Source organism: Rhizobium sp. 05L429 (assembly GCF_056397645.1).
In genome coordinates this window covers 134,152-155,386 of the sequence record NZ_JBFTNV010000001.1, presented here as the reverse complement: position 1 = coordinate 155,386, position 21,235 = coordinate 134,152, and the positions used below count along the sequence as shown (strand labels likewise).

At 60.2% G+C, this 21,235-nt stretch carries 25 protein-coding genes; 11 read left to right on the top strand and 14 right to left on the bottom strand.

Annotation, left to right across the window (positions count from 1 at the left end; translation table 11 throughout):
* The first annotated feature begins 102 nt into the window (after positions 1–102).
* Positions 103–900: an SDR family NAD(P)-dependent oxidoreductase gene (locus tag AC1DNW_RS00780; protein WP_113310294.1), complete on the top strand. Its 798-nt coding sequence runs from the start codon at positions 103–105 to the stop codon at positions 898–900.
* 55 nt (positions 901–955) lie between these two features.
* On the opposite strand, the gene AC1DNW_RS00775 is transcribed toward AC1DNW_RS00780, so the two are convergent.
* From AC1DNW_RS00775 to AC1DNW_RS00765, 3 genes are all read right to left on the bottom strand, one after another.
* Positions 956–1,984 carry an alpha/beta hydrolase family protein gene (locus AC1DNW_RS00775; protein ID WP_477851746.1) on the bottom strand — a complete coding sequence of 343 codons (1,029 nt, stop codon included), beginning with the start codon at positions 1,982–1,984 and terminating at the stop codon, positions 956–958.
* Between the two features lie 130 nt (positions 1,985–2,114).
* The gene (locus AC1DNW_RS00770; RefSeq protein ID WP_113310292.1) at positions 2,115–3,089 is read right to left on the bottom strand and encodes a threonine ammonia-lyase; all 975 of its coding nucleotides are present in this window, start codon (positions 3,087–3,089) and stop codon (positions 2,115–2,117) included.
* 69 nt (positions 3,090–3,158) lie between these two features.
* Complete coding sequence (locus AC1DNW_RS00765) at positions 3,159–4,220, bottom strand: helix-turn-helix domain-containing protein (protein ID WP_113310291.1); 1,062 nt, start codon at positions 4,218–4,220, stop codon at positions 3,159–3,161.
* Positions 4,221–4,371: 151 nt separating this feature from the next.
* Here AC1DNW_RS00765 and AC1DNW_RS00760 point away from each other — a divergent pair, with 151 nt between their 5' ends.
* Positions 4,372–5,079, top strand: a complete 708-nt coding sequence (locus AC1DNW_RS00760) for a hypothetical protein (RefSeq protein ID WP_113310290.1) — start codon at positions 4,372–4,374, stop codon at positions 5,077–5,079.
* A 9-nt stretch (positions 5,080–5,088) separates the two neighbouring features.
* On the opposite strand, the gene ggt is transcribed toward AC1DNW_RS00760, so the two are convergent.
* Both ggt and AC1DNW_RS00750 read right to left on the bottom strand, forming a co-directional pair.
* On the bottom strand, positions 5,089–6,831 hold the full coding sequence (gene ggt, locus AC1DNW_RS00755) for a gamma-glutamyltransferase (RefSeq protein ID WP_113296095.1): 1,743 nt from the start codon (positions 6,829–6,831) through the stop codon (positions 5,089–5,091).
* 67 nt (positions 6,832–6,898) lie between these two features.
* Positions 6,899–7,252 (bottom strand): winged helix-turn-helix transcriptional regulator, encoded by a 354-nt coding sequence (locus tag AC1DNW_RS00750; RefSeq protein ID WP_113296096.1) that lies wholly within the window; start codon positions 7,250–7,252, stop codon positions 6,899–6,901.
* Between the two features lie 106 nt (positions 7,253–7,358).
* Here AC1DNW_RS00750 and AC1DNW_RS00745 point away from each other — a divergent pair, with 106 nt between their 5' ends.
* Both AC1DNW_RS00745 and AC1DNW_RS00740 read left to right on the top strand, forming a co-directional pair.
* Positions 7,359–7,688 carry a nuclear transport factor 2 family protein gene (locus tag AC1DNW_RS00745; RefSeq protein WP_113310289.1) on the top strand — a complete coding sequence of 110 codons (330 nt, stop codon included), beginning with the start codon at positions 7,359–7,361 and terminating at the stop codon, positions 7,686–7,688.
* Positions 7,685–8,488, top strand: coding sequence for an SDR family oxidoreductase (locus AC1DNW_RS00740; protein WP_113310288.1), 804 nt, complete (start codon positions 7,685–7,687; stop codon positions 8,486–8,488). The genes AC1DNW_RS00745 and AC1DNW_RS00740 overlap by 4 nt, the downstream gene beginning before the upstream one ends.
* Here AC1DNW_RS00740 and AC1DNW_RS00735 read toward each other — a convergent pair.
* The 6 genes from AC1DNW_RS00735 to AC1DNW_RS00710 form a co-directional block, all read right to left on the bottom strand.
* On the bottom strand, positions 8,440–9,489 hold the full coding sequence (locus tag AC1DNW_RS00735; protein ID WP_113310287.1) for an alpha/beta fold hydrolase: 1,050 nt from the start codon (positions 9,487–9,489) through the stop codon (positions 8,440–8,442). The genes AC1DNW_RS00740 and AC1DNW_RS00735 overlap by 49 nt on opposite strands.
* A gap of 78 nt (positions 9,490–9,567) precedes the next feature.
* A complete protein-coding gene (locus AC1DNW_RS00730) occupies positions 9,568–10,185 on the bottom strand; it encodes a histidine phosphatase family protein (RefSeq protein ID WP_113310286.1) in 618 nt (205 codons plus the stop codon).
* A gap of 99 nt (positions 10,186–10,284) precedes the next feature.
* Complete coding sequence (gene ykgO, locus AC1DNW_RS00725) at positions 10,285–10,410, bottom strand: type B 50S ribosomal protein L36 (RefSeq protein WP_007826467.1); 126 nt, start codon at positions 10,408–10,410, stop codon at positions 10,285–10,287.
* Positions 10,411–10,547: 137 nt separating this feature from the next.
* Complete coding sequence (locus tag AC1DNW_RS00720) at positions 10,548–11,654, bottom strand: 5-(carboxyamino)imidazole ribonucleotide synthase (RefSeq protein WP_113310401.1); 1,107 nt, start codon at positions 11,652–11,654, stop codon at positions 10,548–10,550.
* Entirely contained in the window at positions 11,651–12,145 is a 495-nt protein-coding gene (gene purE, locus AC1DNW_RS00715; protein WP_113296137.1) for a 5-(carboxyamino)imidazole ribonucleotide mutase, read from the bottom strand. Before purE ends, AC1DNW_RS00720 begins: the two co-directional genes overlap by 4 nt.
* A 16-nt stretch (positions 12,146–12,161) precedes the next feature.
* The gene (locus AC1DNW_RS00710) at positions 12,162–12,365 is read right to left on the bottom strand and encodes a DUF465 domain-containing protein (RefSeq protein WP_113296101.1); all 204 of its coding nucleotides are present in this window, start codon (positions 12,363–12,365) and stop codon (positions 12,162–12,164) included.
* A 230-nt stretch (positions 12,366–12,595) separates the two neighbouring features.
* On the opposite strand from AC1DNW_RS00710, the gene AC1DNW_RS00705 reads away from it, so the two are divergent.
* Positions 12,596–12,769, top strand: coding sequence for a DUF465 domain-containing protein (locus AC1DNW_RS00705; protein WP_113296102.1), 174 nt, complete (start codon positions 12,596–12,598; stop codon positions 12,767–12,769).
* Between the two features lie 151 nt (positions 12,770–12,920).
* Here AC1DNW_RS00705 and AC1DNW_RS00700 read toward each other — a convergent pair whose 3' ends face one another.
* Together AC1DNW_RS00700 and AC1DNW_RS00695 are read right to left on the bottom strand one after the other, a co-directional pair.
* The gene (locus tag AC1DNW_RS00700) at positions 12,921–13,181 is read right to left on the bottom strand and encodes an ArsR/SmtB family transcription factor (protein WP_113296103.1); all 261 of its coding nucleotides are present in this window, start codon (positions 13,179–13,181) and stop codon (positions 12,921–12,923) included.
* 65 nt (positions 13,182–13,246) lie between these two features.
* Complete coding sequence (locus AC1DNW_RS00695; RefSeq protein ID WP_113310285.1) at positions 13,247–14,011, bottom strand: sulfite exporter TauE/SafE family protein; 765 nt, start codon at positions 14,009–14,011, stop codon at positions 13,247–13,249.
* A gap of 108 nt (positions 14,012–14,119) precedes the next feature.
* Here AC1DNW_RS00695 and AC1DNW_RS00690 point away from each other — a divergent pair, with 108 nt between their 5' ends.
* Both AC1DNW_RS00690 and AC1DNW_RS00685 read left to right on the top strand, forming a co-directional pair.
* Complete coding sequence (locus AC1DNW_RS00690) at positions 14,120–14,773, top strand: thiamine phosphate synthase (protein ID WP_113296105.1); 654 nt, start codon at positions 14,120–14,122, stop codon at positions 14,771–14,773.
* A gap of 10 nt (positions 14,774–14,783) precedes the next feature.
* Positions 14,784–15,866, top strand: coding sequence for a tetratricopeptide repeat protein (locus tag AC1DNW_RS00685; protein WP_113310284.1), 1,083 nt, complete (start codon positions 14,784–14,786; stop codon positions 15,864–15,866).
* A gap of 15 nt (positions 15,867–15,881) precedes the next feature.
* Here AC1DNW_RS00685 and AC1DNW_RS00680 read toward each other — a convergent pair whose 3' ends face one another.
* The gene (locus AC1DNW_RS00680; protein WP_113310283.1) at positions 15,882–17,636 is read right to left on the bottom strand and encodes a methyl-accepting chemotaxis protein; all 1,755 of its coding nucleotides are present in this window, start codon (positions 17,634–17,636) and stop codon (positions 15,882–15,884) included.
* Positions 17,637–17,978: 342 nt separating this feature from the next.
* Between AC1DNW_RS00680 and AC1DNW_RS00675 the strand changes: the two genes are divergently transcribed.
* From AC1DNW_RS00675 to AC1DNW_RS00660, 4 genes are read left to right on the top strand one after another with little or no spacing between them, the layout of a single operon-like run.
* Positions 17,979–18,308, top strand: coding sequence for an STAS domain-containing protein (locus AC1DNW_RS00675; protein WP_113310400.1), 330 nt, complete (start codon positions 17,979–17,981; stop codon positions 18,306–18,308).
* Positions 18,305–18,673 carry a response regulator gene (locus AC1DNW_RS00670; RefSeq protein ID WP_113296108.1) on the top strand — a complete coding sequence of 123 codons (369 nt, stop codon included), beginning with the start codon at positions 18,305–18,307 and terminating at the stop codon, positions 18,671–18,673. Before AC1DNW_RS00675 ends, AC1DNW_RS00670 begins: the two co-directional genes overlap by 4 nt.
* Positions 18,670–20,724 (top strand): chemotaxis protein CheA, encoded by a 2,055-nt coding sequence (locus AC1DNW_RS00665; RefSeq protein WP_113310282.1) that lies wholly within the window; start codon positions 18,670–18,672, stop codon positions 20,722–20,724. Before AC1DNW_RS00670 ends, AC1DNW_RS00665 begins: the two co-directional genes overlap by 4 nt.
* A complete protein-coding gene (locus AC1DNW_RS00660; RefSeq protein WP_113310281.1) occupies positions 20,721–21,230 on the top strand; it encodes a chemotaxis protein CheW in 510 nt (169 codons plus the stop codon). The genes AC1DNW_RS00665 and AC1DNW_RS00660 overlap by 4 nt, the downstream gene beginning before the upstream one ends.
* The last annotated feature ends 5 nt before the right edge of the window (positions 21,231–21,235 follow it).

Below are 21,235 nucleotides of genomic sequence, written 5' to 3'. Positions count from 1 at the left end.
CCTAAAAAGTGGTATATATGACATTTGGGTCATCCGCAATTGAGCCTAAAACTCTCCTCAAGCGCAAGCAATCGGGCCGGCGCATGAGACGGAGAAACGATCATGGCACATGAACATAAGGGTACGGCGTTGGTTACGGGCGCATCGTCGGGCATCGGCGCTGTTTACGCGCACCGGCTGGCACAGCAGGGCTATAACCTCATCCTCGTCGCCCGCAACACTGAGCGGCTGAAGGCGCTGGCAAGCCGGCTGACCGATGAAACGGGCCGCACGGTCGAAACGATTTCCGCCGATCTCGGCAAGAAGGATGATCTCGCGAAGGTCGAGAAGGTCCTGAAGGAAGATCAGAGCATCACCCTGCTGGTCAACAATGCCGGCTTCGGCGGCACCGCACCGTTGCTCAACTCCGACATCGACAAGATGCAGGAGATGATCGAACTCAACGTGACCGCCCTGACGCGGCTGACCTATGCCGCCGCGCCAGGCCTCGTTGCCCGTGGTGGTGGGACGATCATCAACATCGCCTCGATCGTGGCGATCGCGCCCGAGGTCCTGAACGGTGTCTATGGTGGCACGAAAGCCTTCGTGCTGGCCTTCAGCCAGTCGCTGAAGCATGAGCTTGCCGACAAGAATATCCGTGTCCAGGCCGTATTGCCGGGCGCTACGGCCACGGAATTCTGGGGCATCGCCGGCACGCCGGTTGAACATCTGCCGGGCGAGATCGTCATGTCGGCGGAAAACATGGTCGATGCTTCGCTGGCAGGTCTTGCCGAGGGTGAATTTGCTACGATCCCGGCGCTCGAAGATGCCGGCTTGCTTGCTGCCTATGAACAGGCCCGCCAGGCGCTGATGCCGAACCTGTCGCGTTCGGCTCCGGCTCCGCGCTACAAGATCGCCTGAAGACGATCGATCGGGAACGACATCGTCCGCGGCAGGTCGCTGCGGACGATGTTTTCTATTGGGGGAGATCCGCGCGGAAGGCCGCTGCGACATTCTCTGCGAGGCGATCGTGGATGACCGTCCGGCTCGTTCTCTCGGGATCGTCACAGAGAGGCTCTTCGCCTTCTTCCCGAAGGATGGGGGCGCCCGACGGCTTGCATTCGCTGAAGGCGCTGTATTGCGAAGCATCGGTGACGAGATCGAAGTGCGCGCCAGGTATAGCGCTCTTCAGGCCCGATGCGCGCAGCCCAGGCCAGATCTTCGCCGGTGTGCCGAGATTGATGAGCCGCACCGGGATCGATATGCGCTTGAGGCTGTCGGGTGCAAAATTCGCGCCGAATTCAGGATCAACGATGACAGCTGCCTTCACCCGCTGATCGAGATGAGAGCGAGCGATATTTTGCGGATCGATGGAATGAAGATCAATGCCGGCGCCGGCGAATTCGGCGCAGTCGACGCCCGTGCCGTCGCTGTCGCAGGAGCGTGCGAAGCTTTCCGGATCGAGGCGACCGCCTGCGAGGGAGAGTGCAGACGTTCCGCCGACAAGGAAGCCCAGCACGCCGACGCGGCTACGGTCTATCTGGACAGGCAGTGAGCCGTTCTTCTCGATCGCCGTCAGCGCCGCCGAGAGATCGGCAGGCCGCAGCCATATTTCGTGGAGGCTCTCCTCGCTCGTCATCGTCTCCGGATCTGGTTGGCGCATCATCGCCACCACGAAGCCTTTGGATGCGAGGCGCGACGCCATCCAGGCGCCGATGAACGGTCCGGATTTCAGACCGCCATGGGAAAACAGGATCAAGGGGTGACTGCCCGCAGCGGGAGGTGCGTCGTGCTGGGCTGCCTCGCCTTTGAAAAGCGGGCTGTCGCCGATGAGGATAGGCGTTCCGCCCGCCGTCGCCGGATACCAGAGCGTGACGTCCATGACACCGCCGCGTTCCGGCACGGCGACCGAGAGGAAGGACAGGCCAATTGTGTCGGCCGCATGGGCCGGGGTGTTGGTGGCGAGGATGCAGGCCGACAGCAGCAGGGAGAGAAGATGTCTCATGGAAACCTCGGAACGAAGACCGCCACATGACGGCAAGACGAGGTTTCGCTATTTCCGAGGTAAGCGAGACCCCGATCACGATTGAGGTCGTTACCGATCGCGATCGGGGTCTTCGGGCGATTATCGGCTCTTAGCCGAAGCGTTCCAGCGCTGTGGTGAAGACGTCGGCGTCGATATTGCCGCCTGACGTGACAACGATCGTCGTATCGCTATCCAGTTGATCGCCATGGAAAAGTGCTGCGGCAAGGGCAACGGCCCCGCCCGGCTCGACGACGATCTTGAGGCGGGTGAAGGCGAGGGCCACGGCGCGCAATGCCTCATCGTCGGTCACGACGACACCCTGTCCGGCCAGACGCTTGAGGATCGGGAAGGTGATATTGCCCGGCTGTGGCGTAATGATCGCGTCGCAGATTGACCCGCTCAAGGTGGCGTTGCGCTCGATCTTGCCCGATGCAAGCGACCGCGTGGTGTCGTCGAAGTTTTCTGGTTCGCAGGGACGGACGCGGAAGCCCGGCGCACTTGCTTCCAATGCCAGGGCGATGCCCGAACTCAGGCCGCCGCCGCCGCAGGGAACGAGGACTTCAGCGTTCCTGACGCCTTCCTCCTCCGCTTGTTCTGCGATTTCCAGCCCGGTCGTGCCCTGGCCGGCAATGACCAGCGGTTCGTCGAAAGGCTTGATGAGCGTCAGCCCGCGTTCGGCCGAAAGTCTCGCACCGATCTCGTCGCGGTCTTCGTTGGCGCGGTCATAGAGCACCACTTCGGCGCCGAAGGCGCGTGTATTGGCAATCTTCAGCTTCGGCGCATCGCTCGGCATGATGATGACGCTGGGGATACCGTGCATGCGTGCGGCAAGTGCCACACCCTGAGCATGATTGCCGGAGGAGAAGGCGATGACGCCCTTCTTGCGCAGTTCGGGATCGATGCCCGAGACGGCGGACCAGCCGCCGCGGAACTTGAAGGAGCCGGAATGCTGCAGGCATTCGGCCTTCACGAACAGCCGCCGGCCGGCGATTTCATCGAGGAAGGGGGAGGAGAGAAGCGGCGTGCGCCGCGCATGACCGCGCAGGCGAGCCCGGGCGGCAACGATCATTTCAATGGAAGCCATGGGAATCTCTTTTTGCTGAATGCCGCTCATGCATAGAGCGCGCATCTTTGCTTGTGAACGGCGACTTTGTCACGGTGACATGAATATGACATTGGACGCCGCGCCACCCGATTCCCGCGGGACGCGCCGTTTTCTGAACTGGGACGGGCTTTCGCCATTCATGCGCGCGAATTCGCGGTTGAAGTTGGACTTGCTGATGAAGCCGGAGTCGAACATCACCTGCGTTATCGGATGATCGGTGCCGATGAGTTGCTCGCAGGCGGCGCGAATGCGGAAGTCGTTCACATATTGCGAGACGCTCATGCCGTGGATGCGGTTGACGGCCGTGGAGACGCGCCGGGCGGGCAAGTTCATCTTGCGGGCGATACGGGTCAGATTGAGATCGGGATCGCGATAGAGCTGACGGACGCGCATCAGCGTATCGAGGGCATCGGCGACGGCCCCGTCTTCTTCCGTTGCCGGTGGCGGTGGAGGCGGCTCGGCGGATGTCGCTTCGACACTGCTGCCGCCGCTTGCCACCGAAGCGGCGGTGCCGAGGATCAGCAGCGCGATAACGTTGCCGAGTGCGACGATGGCGCCGGCATGGATGCCGCCGGTCTTGGTGAAGTCGAAGCTGATGATGACATCGGTGATGGCTGAGGCGATGAGGGCAAAGCCGGTGATCTGCAGCGAACGGTAGGAGAGCACGGCGCCATCGAGGCGGGAGGATACCAGCGCATCCGGGCCATGTCGGGCAAGCCAGAGCAGGGCGGCGCCGTAGCCGAGAAAGATCAGGATGATGGCAAGGCTGATCGGTTCGGGATAGAGGGCGATGAAGATAGCGATTGCGGCCGTCGGCAGAAGATGCGGCCAAAAACTGGCAAGGGTGGGCTGCTCTTCCATGGCGAGCCCCTTGAAGCAAACCCAGGCGAGGGCCGCGATCAATGTCGCCATCATCGACTGCAACGGCATGATCTCGATTATGTCGTAACCCCAGCGGATGCCGATGATCACGGATTGGAGGATGTAGAACCCGATCAGCAGCAGGAAAGGCCGCTTTTCGGCGAACAATCCGTCCCCCTGCCGCAGCATGCGGATCAGCAGGATGGCAAGCAGCAGAGCCACGACGAAGGGTAGGGGAACGAAGATCATCGGTAATATCCGGATAGGAGCAATCGGCCTCAGAATGAACCCGATTGCGTTCGCGGTCGACCCGGATCGTGATCGAGGTCTCGAAATGATGCCAGAAAATCCATCCTGAAAGTGTCCTCGACGGGAGGGCTTCATTCATGGACGGATTTCGATGATCATTCTTCTTGTGATGCCGGTGTTTCTGGCTGCCTCCGTTTCCGCTCTGCCGGACAAGGTATCGACGGCTGCAATTCCCGATCTTTCCGGTGTGCGGGCGGTTGCCATCAGCGGTGATGCAAGCTCGATCAACATCACCACGCGAAGTGACCAGCCCTATGGCGCGTCACTCAGCGGGCGACGGAAGGGCTGGTTCTCATCCTGGTATTCGAGCTGGTACTTTGCCGATTGCCGCGACAACAGCGATATGAGGGTCGAAGGAACGATATTGCATATCGACATCGCCGCATCGTCCTGGCTGGATCCGTCCGATTGCATGATCGAGGTCAATGCCAACGTGCCGGCGGGTGCAGCCCTCAGGATCGACCAGAATGCTTTCTCGGCCAAGCTCAATGGCCATTTCTCCGACCTTGTCATCGCCGGAAAGGCAGCAGATATCACCCTCGATGGACATGCCGGAAGTGTCGATATCCGCGCCGATGCGGTCAGGGCTTCCCTTGATTTCGACAGAGTCGAAGCGGACGAGAACGTAACGATCCGCGCTCGTGCACTGGACGCCTATCTCGGGTTCGGAGACAGTGTACCTGTGGACTACAAGGTGACGGCAAAGGCTTCCTGGGTCGATGCCATGCAGCCGAGCGTGCCGGGTGCCATGCCGCGCGTCGAGATCGACGGCGATTTCGTTCGGGTCAGGATCCGCTGAGGCGGCTGTTCAATAGCCGTTGGCTGAGCCTTCGGTCGCGCGGTTGTCCATTGCGCCATTATAGCGAGCGCCGCCGCCCTTCTCGATTGCCGCGAGGCTCTTGCCGCCAACGAGAATGCCGGCGGCCTGTCCCCAGACCGGAGCACCATTGCCGCCATCGAGCTTGTAACCCATCTCCGCAAGCGCCTTTTCGGTATCCGGAGAGAGCGCAAAGGGCTCCAGGTAGACGGTGTCCGGCTGCCATTGGTGATGGATGCGCGGGGCGTTGACCGCCTGACTGATGTCCATGCCGAAATCGACAACGTTGAGGATCGCTTCCAGCGTGATGGTGATGATGCGCGAGCCGCCGGGGCTGCCGATCACCATGAAGGGCTTGCCATCCTTGGTGACGATCGTCGGGCTCATGGAAGAAAGCGGCGTCTTCTTCGGTGCGATGGCATTGGCCTCGCCCTGCACAAGGCCATAGAGGTTCGGGACGCCGGGCTTGGAGGTGAAGTCGTCCATCTCGTTGTTGAGCAGCACCCCGGTGCCGGGAGCGACCACGCCGGCGCCGAAGGAGCCGTTCAGCGTATAGGTCACGGCGACGGCATTGCCCTCGTCATCGACAACAGAATAATGCGTCGTCTCCGTGCTTTCCTTGCCGCCGAGCGGCTTCAGATTGGCCGAAGTACCCGCCTTGTAAGGATTGATTTTGGAGCGGATTTCCTTGGCGTAGCTCTTGTCCAGCAGCTTGGAGACGGGATTGTCGATGAAGTCAGGATCGCCGAGCGCGGCGTTGCGGTCAACATAGGCATAGCGCATGGCCTCGACCATGATATGCACGGCTTCGGCCGATCCATAGCCAAGATAAGAGAGCGGATAGCCTTCGAGGACGTTCAGGATCTCGCAGATGATGACGCCGCCGGAGGAGGGCGGCGGCGAGGAAATGATGTCATAGCCGCGGTAATTGCATTCGATCGGCTTCAGTTCCCGCACCTTGTACTGCTCGAAATCTTCCTTGGCGAGGATGCCGCCCTTGGCCTGGCTCGCCTTGACGATCGCATCGGCCGGTGCGCCCCTATAGAAGGCGTCGCTGCCTTTTTCGGAGATCGACTGCAGGACGGCGGCAAGGTCCGGCTGCACCAGTTTTTCACCGGGTGAGTAGGGGCTGCCGCCGGGCTTCAGGAATATTTTTGCGGCCTCTTCATCCTTGGCGAGCCGCTTGGCGCCGCCGGCAAAGCTTGCCGTATCACCCTGTTCCAGCGCGAAGCCGTCTTTCGCATATTTTAGGGCTGGCGCGATCAGTTCCTCGCGGGGCTTCGTGCCGTATTTCTCGCGTGCGGTCTCGAAGCCCATGACAGAACCCGGTGTGCCGATGGCGAGATAGCCGTCGAGGCTGGCGCGGGGAACGATATCGCCCTTGGCATCGAGATACATGGTCTTGGTAGCGGCGAGTGGTGCGCGTTCGCGGAAATCGAGGAAGGTCGTGCGTCCGTCCTTCAGGCGGATCGTCATGAACCCGCCGCCACCGAGATTGCCGGCCGTCGGATAGACGACAGCAAGCGCATAACCGACCGCGACCGCGGCATCGACAGCATTGCCGCCGCTTTTGAGCACGTCGACGCCGACATCGGTTGCCAGATGCTGGGCAGTCACGACCATGCCATGTTCAGCCTCGACGGGCGCGGGCGAAGCGGCAAAGGCCGGCAATGGCGCGAGGCAAAGCGAGATGGTGGCGAGAATGGCGATGTATTGTCTGTGATGGCGGTCCATGAATTTCCCCTCGAAGGACGGCGATGGGAAAGATATGGCGTCGCGGCTGCAGCCGGCAATGTTGAAGTCAGAGGCTTTCTTCAGGAATGAAGACCATGCCGGTCAGGTCCTTGTCCTTCAAGGCCGCCCATTTCAAAAGGGCGTCCAAAGCAGGGCAAAGGGCCTGGCCCCAGTCAGTCAGGCGATACTCCACCTTGGGCGGCACCTGATGATGGACAATGCGCAGCACGATGCCGTCATTTTCCATCTGGCGAAGTTGTTGGATCAGCATCTTCTGCGAGATGGCAGGTATGGCCCGTTCGAGATCGGAAAAGCGCAGCACCTTGCCGCCGAATAGGTGGAAAAGAATGATGAGCTTCCAGCGCCCTTCCAGAATCTTCAATACGTTCTCGACGCCGGTTGCGGCGGAATAAGGTGTCATCGCAGTACCTTACTTTCAGGTAAGTACCTGACTTTTTTGTAGGTTCTTGTCATCTGGTAAGCCTATGCCCATTCTTTTCGCGGAGCAACCGAACAGGAGTTTCCGAATGAGTATAGAGCTTCCGAAACCGATGGCCGCCTATTACGCCGCCAAGAATCAGAAGGATGTCGAGAGCATGCTTGCCTGCTTTGCAGCAGATGCCATCGTGCACGATGAGGGCGAGGACAGGCGCGGTCATATCGAAATCCGCGAATGGATGGAGGAGACGACGCGCAAATATGGTGTGACGGTCGATCCCAGGGAGATTTCCGGCGACGCTGATAAACCGGTTGTAGCTGCGCTGGTCGCCGGCAATTTTCCGGGCAGCCCTGTCACCCTATATTATCACTTCACGCTTTCCGGCGACGCCATCACGCATCTGGAGATCAACCCATGATGGTCGCACCGGCTTTATCGTTCGACCCGACCGAGTTCAGCGGCAAGCGTGTTCTTGTTACCGGCGGTACGAAGGGCATGGGCGAAGCGATTGTGCGGCGACTTTCCGCAGGCGGCGCGAAGGTCGCGACGACTGCACGCTCGCCGCTCCCCGAGGGTCAAGTGCCGACGCTCTTCGTTCAGGCCGATATCAGCACGGCGGAAGGCGTGAACGCAGTCGCGTCGAGGGTGCTTGAGGCCTTCGACGGTCTCGATATTCTCGTCAACAATGTCGGTGGTTCATCGGCACCAAGTGGCGGTTTTGCCGCGTTGACGGATGAGCACTGGCAGGCAGACGTGAATGCCAATCTGATGGCGCCGGTACGCCTCGACCGGGTATTTCTGCCCGGCATGATCGAGCGCGGCCACGGCGTCATCATTCATATCTCCTCGATCCAGAGACGATTGCCCCTGTATGAAGCGACGCTCGCTTACGCGGCGGCCAAGGCCGGATTGTCGAATTACAGCAAGGGATTGTCGAAAGAGGTTGGCCCGAAGGGCGTTCGGGTGAATGCCATAGCACCTGGCTTCATCGAAACCACGGCCGCCACGGCGCTGATCCGGCGTATCGCCGAGGAGGCCGGCACCGACGAGGATGGCGGTCGCAAACTGCTGATGGATTCACTCGGCGGCATATCGATCGGCCGGCCGGGTCGCCCGGAAGAGGTGGCGGAGCTCGTTGCCTTCCTGGCCTCGCCCCGCGCCGCTTCCATTCATGGTGCGGAATATACGATCGACGGCGGCACCGTTCCGACGGTTTGATCGATGGAAGAGCCGGCCATCCGCTCCTCCGCCTTGCGGGCGAATGCCGCAAGGTCGCGCGGCCTGCCGGCAATCTTCTCCAAAGCGGCAATGGCGACGTCGGTCGCAAGGTAATCCGGCTTGTGGCCGACGCCTTTGACCGTGATGAGTTCGGATCCCCTGATGTCCCGCGCCAGTCCCCGCGAATGCAGGTGCTCCCAGACGATCTCGTCCTTGTCGCCGGTGATGATGACCGTCGGCGCGGCGATCTCGGAATAGTGCTGCGCGTTGGCCGTCAGATATTCGTGGAGCCGTTTGAAGTCGACGGCATTGTTGTAAAAGGCGCGTGGCCGCAGCACCAGCGACGGGCCGGTTCTGGCTATGTAGTCGGCAGGCCGGGGATTGGGACGGAAGACGTTCACCGTGCCGCGCTCCAGCCGCCGCAGGCCGAGAGGCACGACGACCGCATGATTGAACAGCCAGCCGATGATCGGTGCAGTGGCGACGTGATAATACCAGTCGATGCCGCCGGGCCAAGGATGGGTGGCCGGTGCCAGGAACAGGAGACCTGCCGTCTTGTCCGGGTGCCGGACGCCGAACGCCGCGGCAATCGCGCCGCCGAAGGAATGGCCGATGACAACAGCTCTTTTGACACTTCGCTTTTCCATAAGGCTGGCGATGGCGTCGGCCTGACCTGAAGGCAGGGCATTTTCCGGCCCGCCGCGTTCCGAATAGCCATGACCGGGGCGATCGACGAAGAGCATCTCGGCGCGGCCTTCGAGGGGTTTGCGGAATGCGCCGGTCTGATCCAGCAAGTTGCCGCTTGCGCCATGAATGAAGACCAGGGGCGGTAGATCGGCGGTGTCGGGGCGCGGAACATGTACGGCATTCATGCGATAGCCGCCAATATCGGTCAGTTCGCCGATATTGGGGCAGGCATGTTCGAACTGGCGGGCCTTGTAGGAGGAATAGCCAATGGCCGCAGCGATGGGAGCGAGAAGGGCAGAGACTTCGGTAAGCATGGCTTCAACCGCACAGTGACCATATCATCGAGCTAAGATCGTGCGTCTTCTTACGCCGTCAAGTGCGCGCCGGATTTGTCAGGTGCGGCTCCCGGCAAGCTTTTCCGAGAGCGTGCCGATCTGCTCCTGCGCGGTGCGATCGGCGGGGTAGACATCCAGGACGCGCTCCCAGGCTTTGAGGGTAATCTGGTCATTGCCCGTGGTGGCGAGGATAGCCGCCATGCCCGACAGGGCGCCGAAATGACGGGGCTCGATCTTCAGCACTTGTTCGATGTCGGCCATCGATTTGCGATAGTTGCCGAGCACGAAGTTCAGCGTTGCACGCCGGTTCCAGCTTTCGGCATAGGCCGGTTTCAAGGCGATGGCTTCATCCAAAAAATCGAGCGCTGCCGGATTGCGCTTTTCCTCGATCGCCTTGTCGGCCCATTGCATCAGGAGATTGATCGTCGCGCTGTTGGAATCGTTCCATTCCATGCGGATCTGATTGGCGATGCCGCTTGCCTTGTCGGGGTCGCGCTCACGCTTCAACTGCCCATAGAGCCGGTCAAGACGCTGCTTTGGAGACGAATCGGAATCGGCCGGCTGTTCGACGATAACGTTCTTCTGCTGAGCCATAGCGGGGAGAGCAGGAGCGAACAGGGTGAGGGCAAGCGGCAGCGCCGCTGAGGTCAAAGCAAAAAAACGCATGGCGGACATATTAGCCCGCCATCGCAGAAGATCAAACAAATTTGGCGTGATCACCGAAGCGACCAACCGATATGCCCGCCTGAGGGCAGGCAAACCGGATACGCGCAATCAGCCCTGACGAGCCTTGTAGCGCGGGTTCTGCTTGTTGATGATGTAGATGCGGCCCTTGCGGCGAACGAGACGGTTGTCACGATGACGCGCCTTGAGCGACTTGAGCGAATTCTTGATCTTCATTTTTCTGATCCGCGATGTTTCTGGGGGAATTCACATTCGCCCGTGTCTTTTAACAATCAAAAGCGCGCCAGCTGGGCGCGCTCTTTAGGTGGGGGAGCAGATAACCCGGCCTCTTTCTTGTGTCAACCACGTGAAGGTTATTTTCCGTGGTTTTCAGGCGATATCCCGGGCAGTGCTCCGGATGCTTTACCCGTCAGCGTGGTCACATGACCCATCTTCCGGCCAGGGCGCGACTCGGTCTTGCCGTAGAGATGCACCAGCGTGTCGTCGTGCTTCAGCCAGTCCGGAACTGCAAGGATATCATCACCGATCAGGTTCTGCATCACACAATCGGAATGCCGCCTGGGATTGCCGAGCGGCAGGCCGGCAACGGCGCGGATATGCTGCTCGAATTGCGAGACGACGCAGGCAGCTTCCGTCCAGTGGCCGGAATTGTGCACGCGCGGCGCCATCTCGTTGACGATCAGGCTGCCATCGGCCAGCACGAAGAACTCGATGCCGATGACGCCGACATAATCGAGCGCGGCGAGAATCTGTTCGGCAGCCTTGCGCGCCGCGTCGGCGGTGGCAGCCGAGATTGCCGCCGGTATGGTCGATGTATGAAGGATGCCGTTGCGGTGGACGTTTTCGGCAGGATCGAAGCAGAGCACGGTGCCATCGGTGGCGCGAGCGGCGATGATCGAGACCTCGCGTTCGAACGCGACGAAGCTCTCGAGGATGAGCGGCACCGAGCCGAGCTCTGCGTAAGCGCCGTCAGAGCTGTCGGCCGGGGAACGAAATACCTTCTGGCCCTTGCCGTCATAACCGAGACGACGGGTCTTCAGCACGCCCTGACCGCCGAAATCCTTCAGTGCCAATTCGAGATCGGCCTGGCTGTCGATGGCATGGAAACGTGCGGTCGGGATGCCGCAATCATTGATAAAGCGTTTTTCGACGAGACGGTCCTGCGCGGCTTCCAGTGCTTTCGCCGGCGGATAGACAGGCACGCTCTTTGCCAGCTTTTCGGCAGCTGCAACCGGCACGTTCTCGAATTCGTAGGTCACGACGTCACAGAGCTCGGCCAGTTCGGCGAGGGCTGCCGCATCGTCATAGGCGGCGACAATCTGCCGGTTGGCGAGTTGAGCGGCGGGGCCGTCGGCCTGTGGCTCGAGGATGATCGTGCGGAAATTCAGCCGGGCCGCGGCCATGGCAAGCATGCGGCCGAGCTGACCGCCGCCGATAATGCCTATCGTTCTCACCATCAGAGATCGTCCATCGGATATTCGGCGACGGAGGCGCTCTGGCGCTCGCGCCATTCATCGAGGCGGTCGGCGATTTCATCGTCGGAGAGGGCAAGCACGGCAGCGGCAAGAAGGGCCGCATTGATCGCGCCGGCCTTGCCGATGGCAAGCGTGCCGACGGGGATGCCGCCCGGCATCTGTACGATGGAAAGCAGGCTGTCCTGACCGGACATTGTCTTGGACTGGACCGGCACACCGAAGACCGGCAGCGGCGTCATGGCTGCCGTCATGCCCGGAAGATGGGCCGCGCCGCCTGCACCTGCGATAATGACTTTGAAGCCCTCGGCACGCGCGCCTTTGGCGAAGGTTACGAGTCGGTCGGGTGTGCGATGAGCCGAGATGATACGCGCGTCATACTCGATTTCCAGCGCCTCCAGCGTATCGGCAGCATTCTTCATGGTTTCCCAGTCGGACTGGCTACCCATGATAATGGCGACTGGCGGTCTGTCTGTTATCGTCAAAATCGTTCCTTCAGGCGATGATATCAGGGATGATCTGGTCTTCCAGCTTGGAGAGCTTGTCCTTGATGACCAGCTTCTTCTTCTTCATGCGCTGGACGCGCAGGGCATCGCAGCCGGTTTCAATCATGGCGTTGATCGCGGCGTCGTAATCCTCGTGCTCCTGACGCAGACGCGCCACGATGAGCCTGATTTCCGCCTGTTCCTGATCGGCCATTAATATTCCCCATAGTCGTCTTCGGACCTTGTCCGGTCTGCCGATAATTTCCGCAAGCTCCTATCACCAAATAGAGGTAACGGGAAGTTAGTGTTGATCATGAATTTGCCGCTTAGTCTCCATCTTTTGGCCTTCGACAAGCCTTCAAAAATGTGTCACAGTCCGCTGGTTGACACCTTGGATCTCCAGCGATGGATGGCTGGGGAGAGGTAAGAGGAAGGAAGGGTCAAATGACTGTTCAAGCTCATCTTGAATCGCTCCAGAAAAAGCATGTTGCTCTCGAGGAAGAGTTGCATGTCCTGAGAACATCTCCCTCTATTTCCGATACTGAACTTGCCGAATGCAAGCGCCGTAAGCTGCGTATTAAGGACGAGATCGAGCGTCTCAAGTCATCCGTCCATTGATCTTTCCAGGATCGCCGGACATCAGTCTTGCGCAAGAAAAGGTGAAACCCCGCAATTTTCCAGACAATCAAGCAAGACCCGGTGATTAACCGAGATCAAGCGCCAGTCCCATGCATGCGGCATCGGGCTGGCGTTTTCACGAGAGGTGCCTTCAGGCCCAGAACTGATCCAGCCAGAGATTGAGCTTATCGAAGCCGCGGTTATTGACCGTGTAGATGCGTTTCGTGCCTTCCGAGGTCACGGAAACGAGGTTGCTTTCAAGCAGTGCCTTCAGGTGTTGCGACACGGCAGGGCGGCTGATCGGCAGGCCCTCGGCGAGCTCATTGACCGTCTTTGGCGCGCGCCGCAATTCTTCCAGCAGAAACCGCCGGTTCGGATCGGCAATCGCAGTGAAGGGGTCCGCGTTCGACATGACAAAAAGCTACGTCAAACAGGCCTTTCCAGCAAGGAAATTGTGCATCGCAATGGAACGGAAACCTATTCGAGTATGCCTTCGTGCAGGATCAGAAAAGCCGCGATCAGCGCCATGGCATACATGAAGGGATAGAATATCTCCGGCTTCATGCGCCGTACACACCACGCGCCGGTAATCGTTGCCAGAGGGGCGAAGGGCAGGAGCGTTGCGGAAGCCAAGAGATTGCGGGTGTCGAGCTGGCCGAGCGCGAAATAGGGAACGAGTTTTACGGCATTCAGAATTGCGAAGAAGCGCACGCTCGTGCCGATGAACTCCCTCGGCGGCAGTTTGAGCGGCAGGGCGTAAATCTGGAAGGGCGCGCCGCCGGCATGGGCGACGAAGCTGCCGTAGCCGGAAAACGTACCCCATAGGCTCGCCAGCACCGGGCGCTGGAGACGCGGCGGCATGATCTTTCCCTTGCCGGGGCCGAAATTGTTCCAGAAGTAACGCAGGCAGAAGGCCACCGTGACGGCACCGATGAGAATCCGGAGCACATAGCCGGGCACGAGGGCGGAGGTAGCCCAACCGAAGGCGATGCCGAGGATAGCCCCCGGCAGCATGATCTTCAGCGTCGTCCAGTCGCCATGCTGGCGCCAGATCACCAGCGATATCATGTCCATGAAGACGAGGATGGGCAGCAGGATCGCGGCGGCTTCGACAGGTGCGACGACGAGGGCGAGAAAGGGAAGGCCGATCAGCGACAAAGCGTCGCCCATCCCGCCTTTGGCAAGCCCGATCAGGATGACAGCCGGGATTGCGGCGTAGTAGAATGACAGATCTTGCGGCACGCTTTTGAAGCTCCTCCCCTTGCAAGCCCCCTCTATCGGAATTACTCACTCAAAACGAGTGCGGATCCGCCATAGAGCTGGAAAAACCGCCGCAGATGGAAAGACTTCATGACCGAACCGGAAAATCGCTGCCGCCTTGTCCTTGTTGTACCCGACATCGCCGATGCCGATGAGCGGGCAAAAATCGTCGCCGATGCGCTTGACGGTGGCGATATCGCGTCCGTCATTCTGCCGCAATACGATCTGGATGACGGCAGCTTCCAGAAACATGCCGAGAAGCTCGTACCCATCATCCAGGACGCGGGAGCTGCGGCTCTCATCGCCGGCGACAGCCGCGTGGTCGGCCGTTCGAAGGCCGATGGCTTGCACATCACCGGACCGGCAAGCGAGATTGCCGATGCAATCGATCGTTATGCAGACAAGCTGATCGTCGGCGGCGGCAATGCGGCCGACCGGCACACGGCGCTGGCCGTGGGCGAGGAACGGCCAGACTACATCTTCTTTGGCAAGCTCGACGGCGACATCAAGCCGGACGCGCATCCGAAGAACCTGGCGCTTGCCGAGTGGTGGGCTTCGATGATCGAAATCCCGTGCATCGTGATGGGCGGCACTGATCCTGCTTCCGCGCTTGCCGTTGCCGAGACCGGAGCAGAGTTCGTCGCGATGCACATGGGCGTGTTTGCCGAGCCGGCACAGGCGCGGTCGATCGTGGCTCAGATCAATGCGTTGCTTGACGAAAAAGCGCCACGGTTTGAGGATTGATATCGCGCTTATGCCGATCCCCGCCCGACTTTCGAGATGCGCTCTCCTCTGCATGACCGCCCTGTTGGCGGTCCAACCGGAATTCGTGCTGGCGCAGGCGAATGAAGCGATCACCGAACCCTCCGCAACTCCGAGCCAGACATTCCGCACCGACCGGCCGCAACCGCCCGACGGCACCATTCCATCCGATGGCGTCGGGGTTTTTGATCGCATGGGTGCGAAGCTACCCGACCTGCCGCCTGAAAAGGAATATAAGGGACAGATCGACGAGGCGTTCGGCGCCTATCAGCGCGGCTATTACCTGACCGCCATGGACAAGGCGCTGCCGCGGGCACAGCTCGGCGATCCGGCTGCCCAGACTTTGATCGCGGAAATCCTGTCGCAGGGGCTCGGCGTCAAGCGGGACATGAAGAACGCAGCCTTCTGGTACGGCAAGGCAGCCGAGGGCGGCGATCCCTCGGCCATGTTTAAATATGCCCTGCTTCTCATGGAGGGCAACAACGTCACGCGCGACAAGGCGAAGGCCGACGAATTCATGCGCAAGGCGGCTGATGGGGGCAATCCGTCTGCCGAATTCAACTGGGCGCAGACGCTCGTTGCCGACAATCCCGGCGACAAGGGGCTGAAGCTCGCCTTGCCTTATTATGAGAAGTCGGCAGAACAGGGCGTCGCCGATGCGCAATATGCAGTCGCGCAGATCTACCAGAAGCTTTCCGATCTGCCGGACGAAAAGAAGCTTCTGGCCCGCGAGTGGCTGGCGCGCGCTGCGCGCGCGGGGTTCGATACGGCGCAGCTCGACATGGGTATCTGGCTGGTTAACGGCATCGGCGGGCCGAAGGATTATGTGCGCGGCTTCGAATGGCTGAAGCTTGCCGCCAACCGCGGCAATGTCGTTGCACAAAATAAGCTCGCACATCTCTACATCAATGCGCTGGGCACGCCGCCCAACCCGATCGAGGCTGCGAAATGGTACGTGTTGTCGCGGCGGGCAGGCCTGACCGATCCGCTGCTCGAGGATTTCTACCTCGGTATCGAGGACGATCAGCAGAAGGCGGCGATCGAGGCGGCAAACAAGTTCCGCCGGACCAACTGACGCGCGGGCCTTGCCTTAGAAAAGCGCGTCCTCGAACAGATCTTCGTCGCTCTGGGCTTTTTGCGGCTCAACAGGCGCGGCTGCCGCGGTTTCCTCGGTGGGGGGAATGATGTCGCGATGGACATTGCGTTCCTGCACCATGGTGTAGAGCTTGAAGATCTTGCGGTCGAGCGGGGCGATCGCTTCGGCAATGTCGGAGATATCGGCGATCTGGTCGCCGGCCACGGTTTCCAGCACGTCGGCGCAGCGGGCGAGCACGTCGCCGAGATCGTGCTGGAAATCGAGCTTGCCGATCAGCAGGTTGATCTTGGTCGCGACCTCGCGGCCATGTTCGGCAAGCACCTTGAGCTCGTCTTCCATCAGGTTGGCGGCGGAGCGGATCGTGCCGACGGCCGAGGTGAGGCTTTCGGCAAGGCCGCCGTTCTTGGCACTGCCTGCAGGAGCAACGCGTCCGGCCGAGGCTTCGAGCGCTGGCAGGCCGTTGACGATGGCATCGGCTGAATCATCGAGCTTGCCGGCAAAGATGCGTAATTCGCCCGTGACAACGTTGATCGACTTGCCTTCTTCGCCGAGGCGGCTGCAGCGCAGGTTGGTGTTCAGCGCCATATAGTGGATATCGATCTTGACCGCGCGGATCGCCTCGATGGAGTGCAGAAGCGTCGCGGCGGTGCCGAGCGTCGACTGGCTGACCTGGTCGGCCTGACGGCTTGCGGCATCGACCTGCTTGACGATCTCGTGGGCGGCCGAGACGCTGGATTCCAGCGCACGCATGAAATTGCCGTCGCTGCCGTCGCTGCCGTCGCTCCGACCGCTCATCTGGTCGCGCAATCTCAGAATTCCCTGCGTATCCTGGCTGAAGCTCGCGATGGTCTGCACGACATTGCGGGAATCCCGCTGGAAATCCGTGCACATGTCCGCCATCTGCGCAGCAGTCAGGTGATGGATGACGTTCATCAGGCGCTTGCGTGCATCGGCATTAAGTTTGGCGCCGTCTTCGCTCGCGAAGAAATCCTGCAGCAGCGAAAAGGTGCTTTGTACATGCTCGATGCGCTGACGGGTGATATCGCCGATCTGCAATGCAGAAAGCGTGGATGCAACCTTGCTCTGCACACCACGGGCGATGGCACCTACGTCGCGGGCGATCGCTCCGAGATTCTGGCGGTGATCGGCAATCTTCTTTGCGTCGTCCTGGAGCGCCCTGGCGACAGCGGGAACGGTATCGGCATAGTTCTTGGCGAGATTATAGCCGAAGGACAGGGCGAGCTTGACCTCCTTCTGCAGACTGTCGAGATGGGTGGCAAAGCGATTGACTTCGTCGGTCCCTGAATAGATGCGTTCGAGAATTTCCTGAGCGAAACCCGCAAATTCGGCGAGGCCGGCGCCTGTTATTTTCACCGTGACCGCAAAGGTGCGCAGATAACGCATTGTTTCCTGCATATCCGCGACATGCCGGTGCAGTTCCGAACCTGTCTGGGCAAGTGCCGTCAGTGCCTGCTGGCGGTTTTGTTCCGCCCCCGGAAGCTCGATCAGGTTCTGGACGGTCGCATTGAGATCGGCGCTGGTGTCACTCGCCTCATTGTTGTCCAGTGCCCTGGTGATCTGGTCCAACGACGTCAAAAGACGATTGAGGACATCCATGACTGATAACAGGACGGTGCCACCTTCGAGGAAGCGTTCCTCGACCTGGGAACGAGCCGATTCCAGAGTCTGACTTATATCCGAACCTGATGCATAGAGCGCAGTCTGTGCCGATGCCGTCGCGTTTGTCACTTTTGTACCTTTACTTATAAACACAGGCAATTTGACTCTATTTTTACGCGCAGGATGGAAATGGCAGGTAAACGCCACAGACTCGTAGACGTTGTGCTTAACAACCTATGAAGGCATTCGGCAAGAATTGATAAGCCCTCCATGGACATCTATCTATCTATCTGTTTTTATATGGTATTTTATAATATGAGAAGGCTTCAGTATAAATTATCTTGGATGATAATTCAGGGAGTCGGGACTCGCGTTAATTGCACTTCCTACAACCGCCGTTTACGCGCTGTTAAGGCTGTCATGAGAATCCTTTTATGGTCGTTAAGTATTTCTCCGACCCTGGAGGCTGCGTTGGATACTCAGGTGCAATATTGTGAATCTATATCTCTTCCGGAAGTTCTGAACATCCGTAATGTTTCAGAAGTATACGCGAAGATTATTGATCAATTTCGTGACAATAATACAATTACTCTAAGTCTTCCCGAAAACACGGAAGCGGATCTGAGTTCTCTCCAGCTCATCGAAGCCGCCCGCCGTCAGGCAAGGGCCAAAGGCAAGACTTTTACCCTTTCGGCTCCGGCCAGCGGTTCGCTTCTCAAGGTCCTTGAGCGCGCCGGATTTACCGAGGCCTTCGATCAAGAAGACAAGAAGTTCTGGTTGCATGAAGAGGTGACGTTATGAGCGCAAACATCCTGACCGTTGACGATTCCGCCAGCATTCGGCTGACCACCAAGGTTACGCTGACCAATGCAGGCTACGCGGTCACCGAAGCCGTCAATGGCGCCGAGGGCCTGGCAACCGCCAAGAGCGGCAATTTCGACCTGATCGTCACCGATCTCAACATGCCGGTCATGGACGGGCTGACGATGATCGAGGAACTAAGGAAGCTGCCCGCCCAGGCCGGTGTGCCGATCATCTTCCTGACGACGGAATCCGATGCGGATCTGAAGGCGCGTGCCAAGGCTGCGGGTGCCACCGGCTGGCTTACCAAGCCGTTCGATCCGGAAAATCTCGTAAAGATCGTGAAGAAGGTGCTTGGCAGATGAGCTCGCTCGATCCAGTCGCAGTATTCCGTACCGAAGCGGCCGAATGCCTCGAGGCGATCGAAGCCGGCCTTCTCGACCTTAACCACGACCTCGAAAACAAGGATCTCGTCGACGCGGTGTTCCGCGGCCTTCATACATTGAAGGGCTCGGGCTCGATGTTCGGTTTCGAGCAGCTTGCCGCTTTCACCCATCATTGCGAAACGGCCTTCGACCGTGTCCGTAAGGGTGAAGTTCCGGCAACCGCCGAGCTCGTTGCCGCCGTTCTTGCCGCGCAGGATCACATGCGGGCGCTCGTCGAACAGCCCGATGCCGATCACGGCGATACCGGCCACAAGCTGCTTGCCCAGCTCCAGGCGGCCGTCGGCGGCAAGGCCGAGGCCAAGGAGGCTGCCGCGCCTGCAACATCCGCTGTCGCAGCCGCGGCTCCTGCCAAGAAGACGACGACCTGGCGCATCCGTTTCAGCCTACCGGCGAATTCCATGGCGAACGGCACTAATCCGCTCGGCCTTCTCGATGAACTGCGCGATCTCGGCGAATGCACAGTTCGTGCAAACACATCAGGCATTCCGCCGCTCGATGATCTGGTCCCGACCGAACTCTATGTTTCATGGGATGTTGTTCTGACGAGCGAGCAGGACCGTTCTGCCATCGACGACGTTTTTATCTTCGTCATGGATGACATGCAGCTCGACGTTCAGGAAATCGCCGGTCCGCAGGCCGCGCCGGCCGAGGCAGGAAAGGATGTAGCTGCTGCTCCAGTCGCCGCAGCACTCGCTGCACCGGCTCCAGCCGCTGCTTCGGAGTTCCGCCCGGTCGAGGCCGTTCCGGTAAAGCGCGAAACGCCCGCGCCTGCCCAGGCCGCAGCCCAGGCAAAGGCGCAGGAAAACGTCCGTGTCCCGGCAGAACGTCTCGATGAGCTGATGGACCGCGTCGGCGAGCTCGTCATCGCCCAGTCGCGCCTCAGCCAGCTGGCAAGCTCCAGCTCGGACATCGCCTTGCGCTCGGTTTCGGAAGAAATCGAACGCCTCTCCGGAGAACTGCGTGACACGATGATGGTGCTGCGCATGGTGCCGGTCGGAACGCTCTTCTCGCGCTTCCGCCGCCTCGTCCACGATCTCGCCCGCGAAACCGGCAAGGTCATCGAACTCGTCACGGAAGGCGAGACCACCGAAGTCGACAAGACCGTCATCGAACGCCTCGCCGACCCGCTGGTCCACCTCGTCCGCAACTCGATCGACCACGGCCTCGAACCGCCTGCCGAACGTCTTGCTGCCAGTAAGACGGAAGCCGGAACCGTGACGCTGTCTGCCCACCAGTCCGGCGGTGAAGTCATCATCTCCATCAAGGATGACGGGCGCGGCATCAACCGCGAGCGGGTTCGCGCCAAGGCGGAATCCTCGGGCCTCATCGCGCCCGGCCAGCCACTTTCCGATCAGGAACTGCTGCAGCTCATCTTCGCGCCGGGCTTCTCCACCGCCGCGCAGATCACCAATCTCTCCGGTCGCGGCGTCGGCATGGATGTCGTCAAGAAGACGGTCGAAGCGCTGCGCGGAGCGATCGAGGTCGTCAGCCTGCCGGGGCAGGGTTCGGAAGTCTCGCTGCGCATTCCGCTGACGCTCGCCATCATCGACGGTCTGCTGGTGCGCGTCGGCGCCGGGCGTTACGTCATCCCGCTCTCGGCGGTCGAGGAGTGCCTCGAACTGTCGCTGGAAGAAGACCTCCGCTCGCGTGGGCGCAGCTTCATCTCGCTGCGCGACAGTCTGGTGCCGTTCCTGCGGCTGCGCGATCTCTTCCGCACCGGCACCAAGCCGGACGTCCATCAGAAGGTGGTCGTCATTTCGACAGGCACCGAACGTGTCGGCCTCGTGGTCGACCAGATCATCGGCGACCACCAGACGGTCATCAAGTCTATGTCGAAACTGCACAACGACGTGGCGACCTTCTCTGGCGCCACCATTCTCGGCGACGGCAGCGTCGCCCTCATTCTTGACGTCGGGCACCTCGTTGCCGCGGGTCAGCAACAGGAGGCGCAATTGCGCGTGGCAGGATGAGCACAGCAGCAACAGCCGAAAAATTCGACAAGCACTGGAATTATGCCGAAGAAGTCGAAGTTCTGACCTTCGATCTCAATGGCGAGACCTTCGCACTGGAAGCCGTCATCGTCCAGGAAATCCTGGATCTGCTTCCCGAGACCGCGGTGCCGGGCAGCCAGCCCTTCGTCGCCAGCGTCATCAACTTCCGCGGCAAGGTTATTCCGCTTGCCGATCTTCGCCTCGCTTTCGGGATGGAAGCCTCGGAAGCGACGATCGACAGCCGCATCGTCGTCATCGAGGTCGATCTGCAGGGGGAGCAGACGCTCGTCGGAATGCGTACCGACAAGGTGAACGAAGTGACGACGCTGACGAAAAGCGCCAGCGAACCGCCGCCAAGCGTGGGTATGCGCTGGCGCGCGGATTACATCAATTGCTTGGTCAAGCGGGGCGGGGAATTCATCATCCTCCCGAATTTGCAGGCGATTTTCTCATCGAGGCATGAGACGGCGGGGGCCGTCAGCTAGCCGGG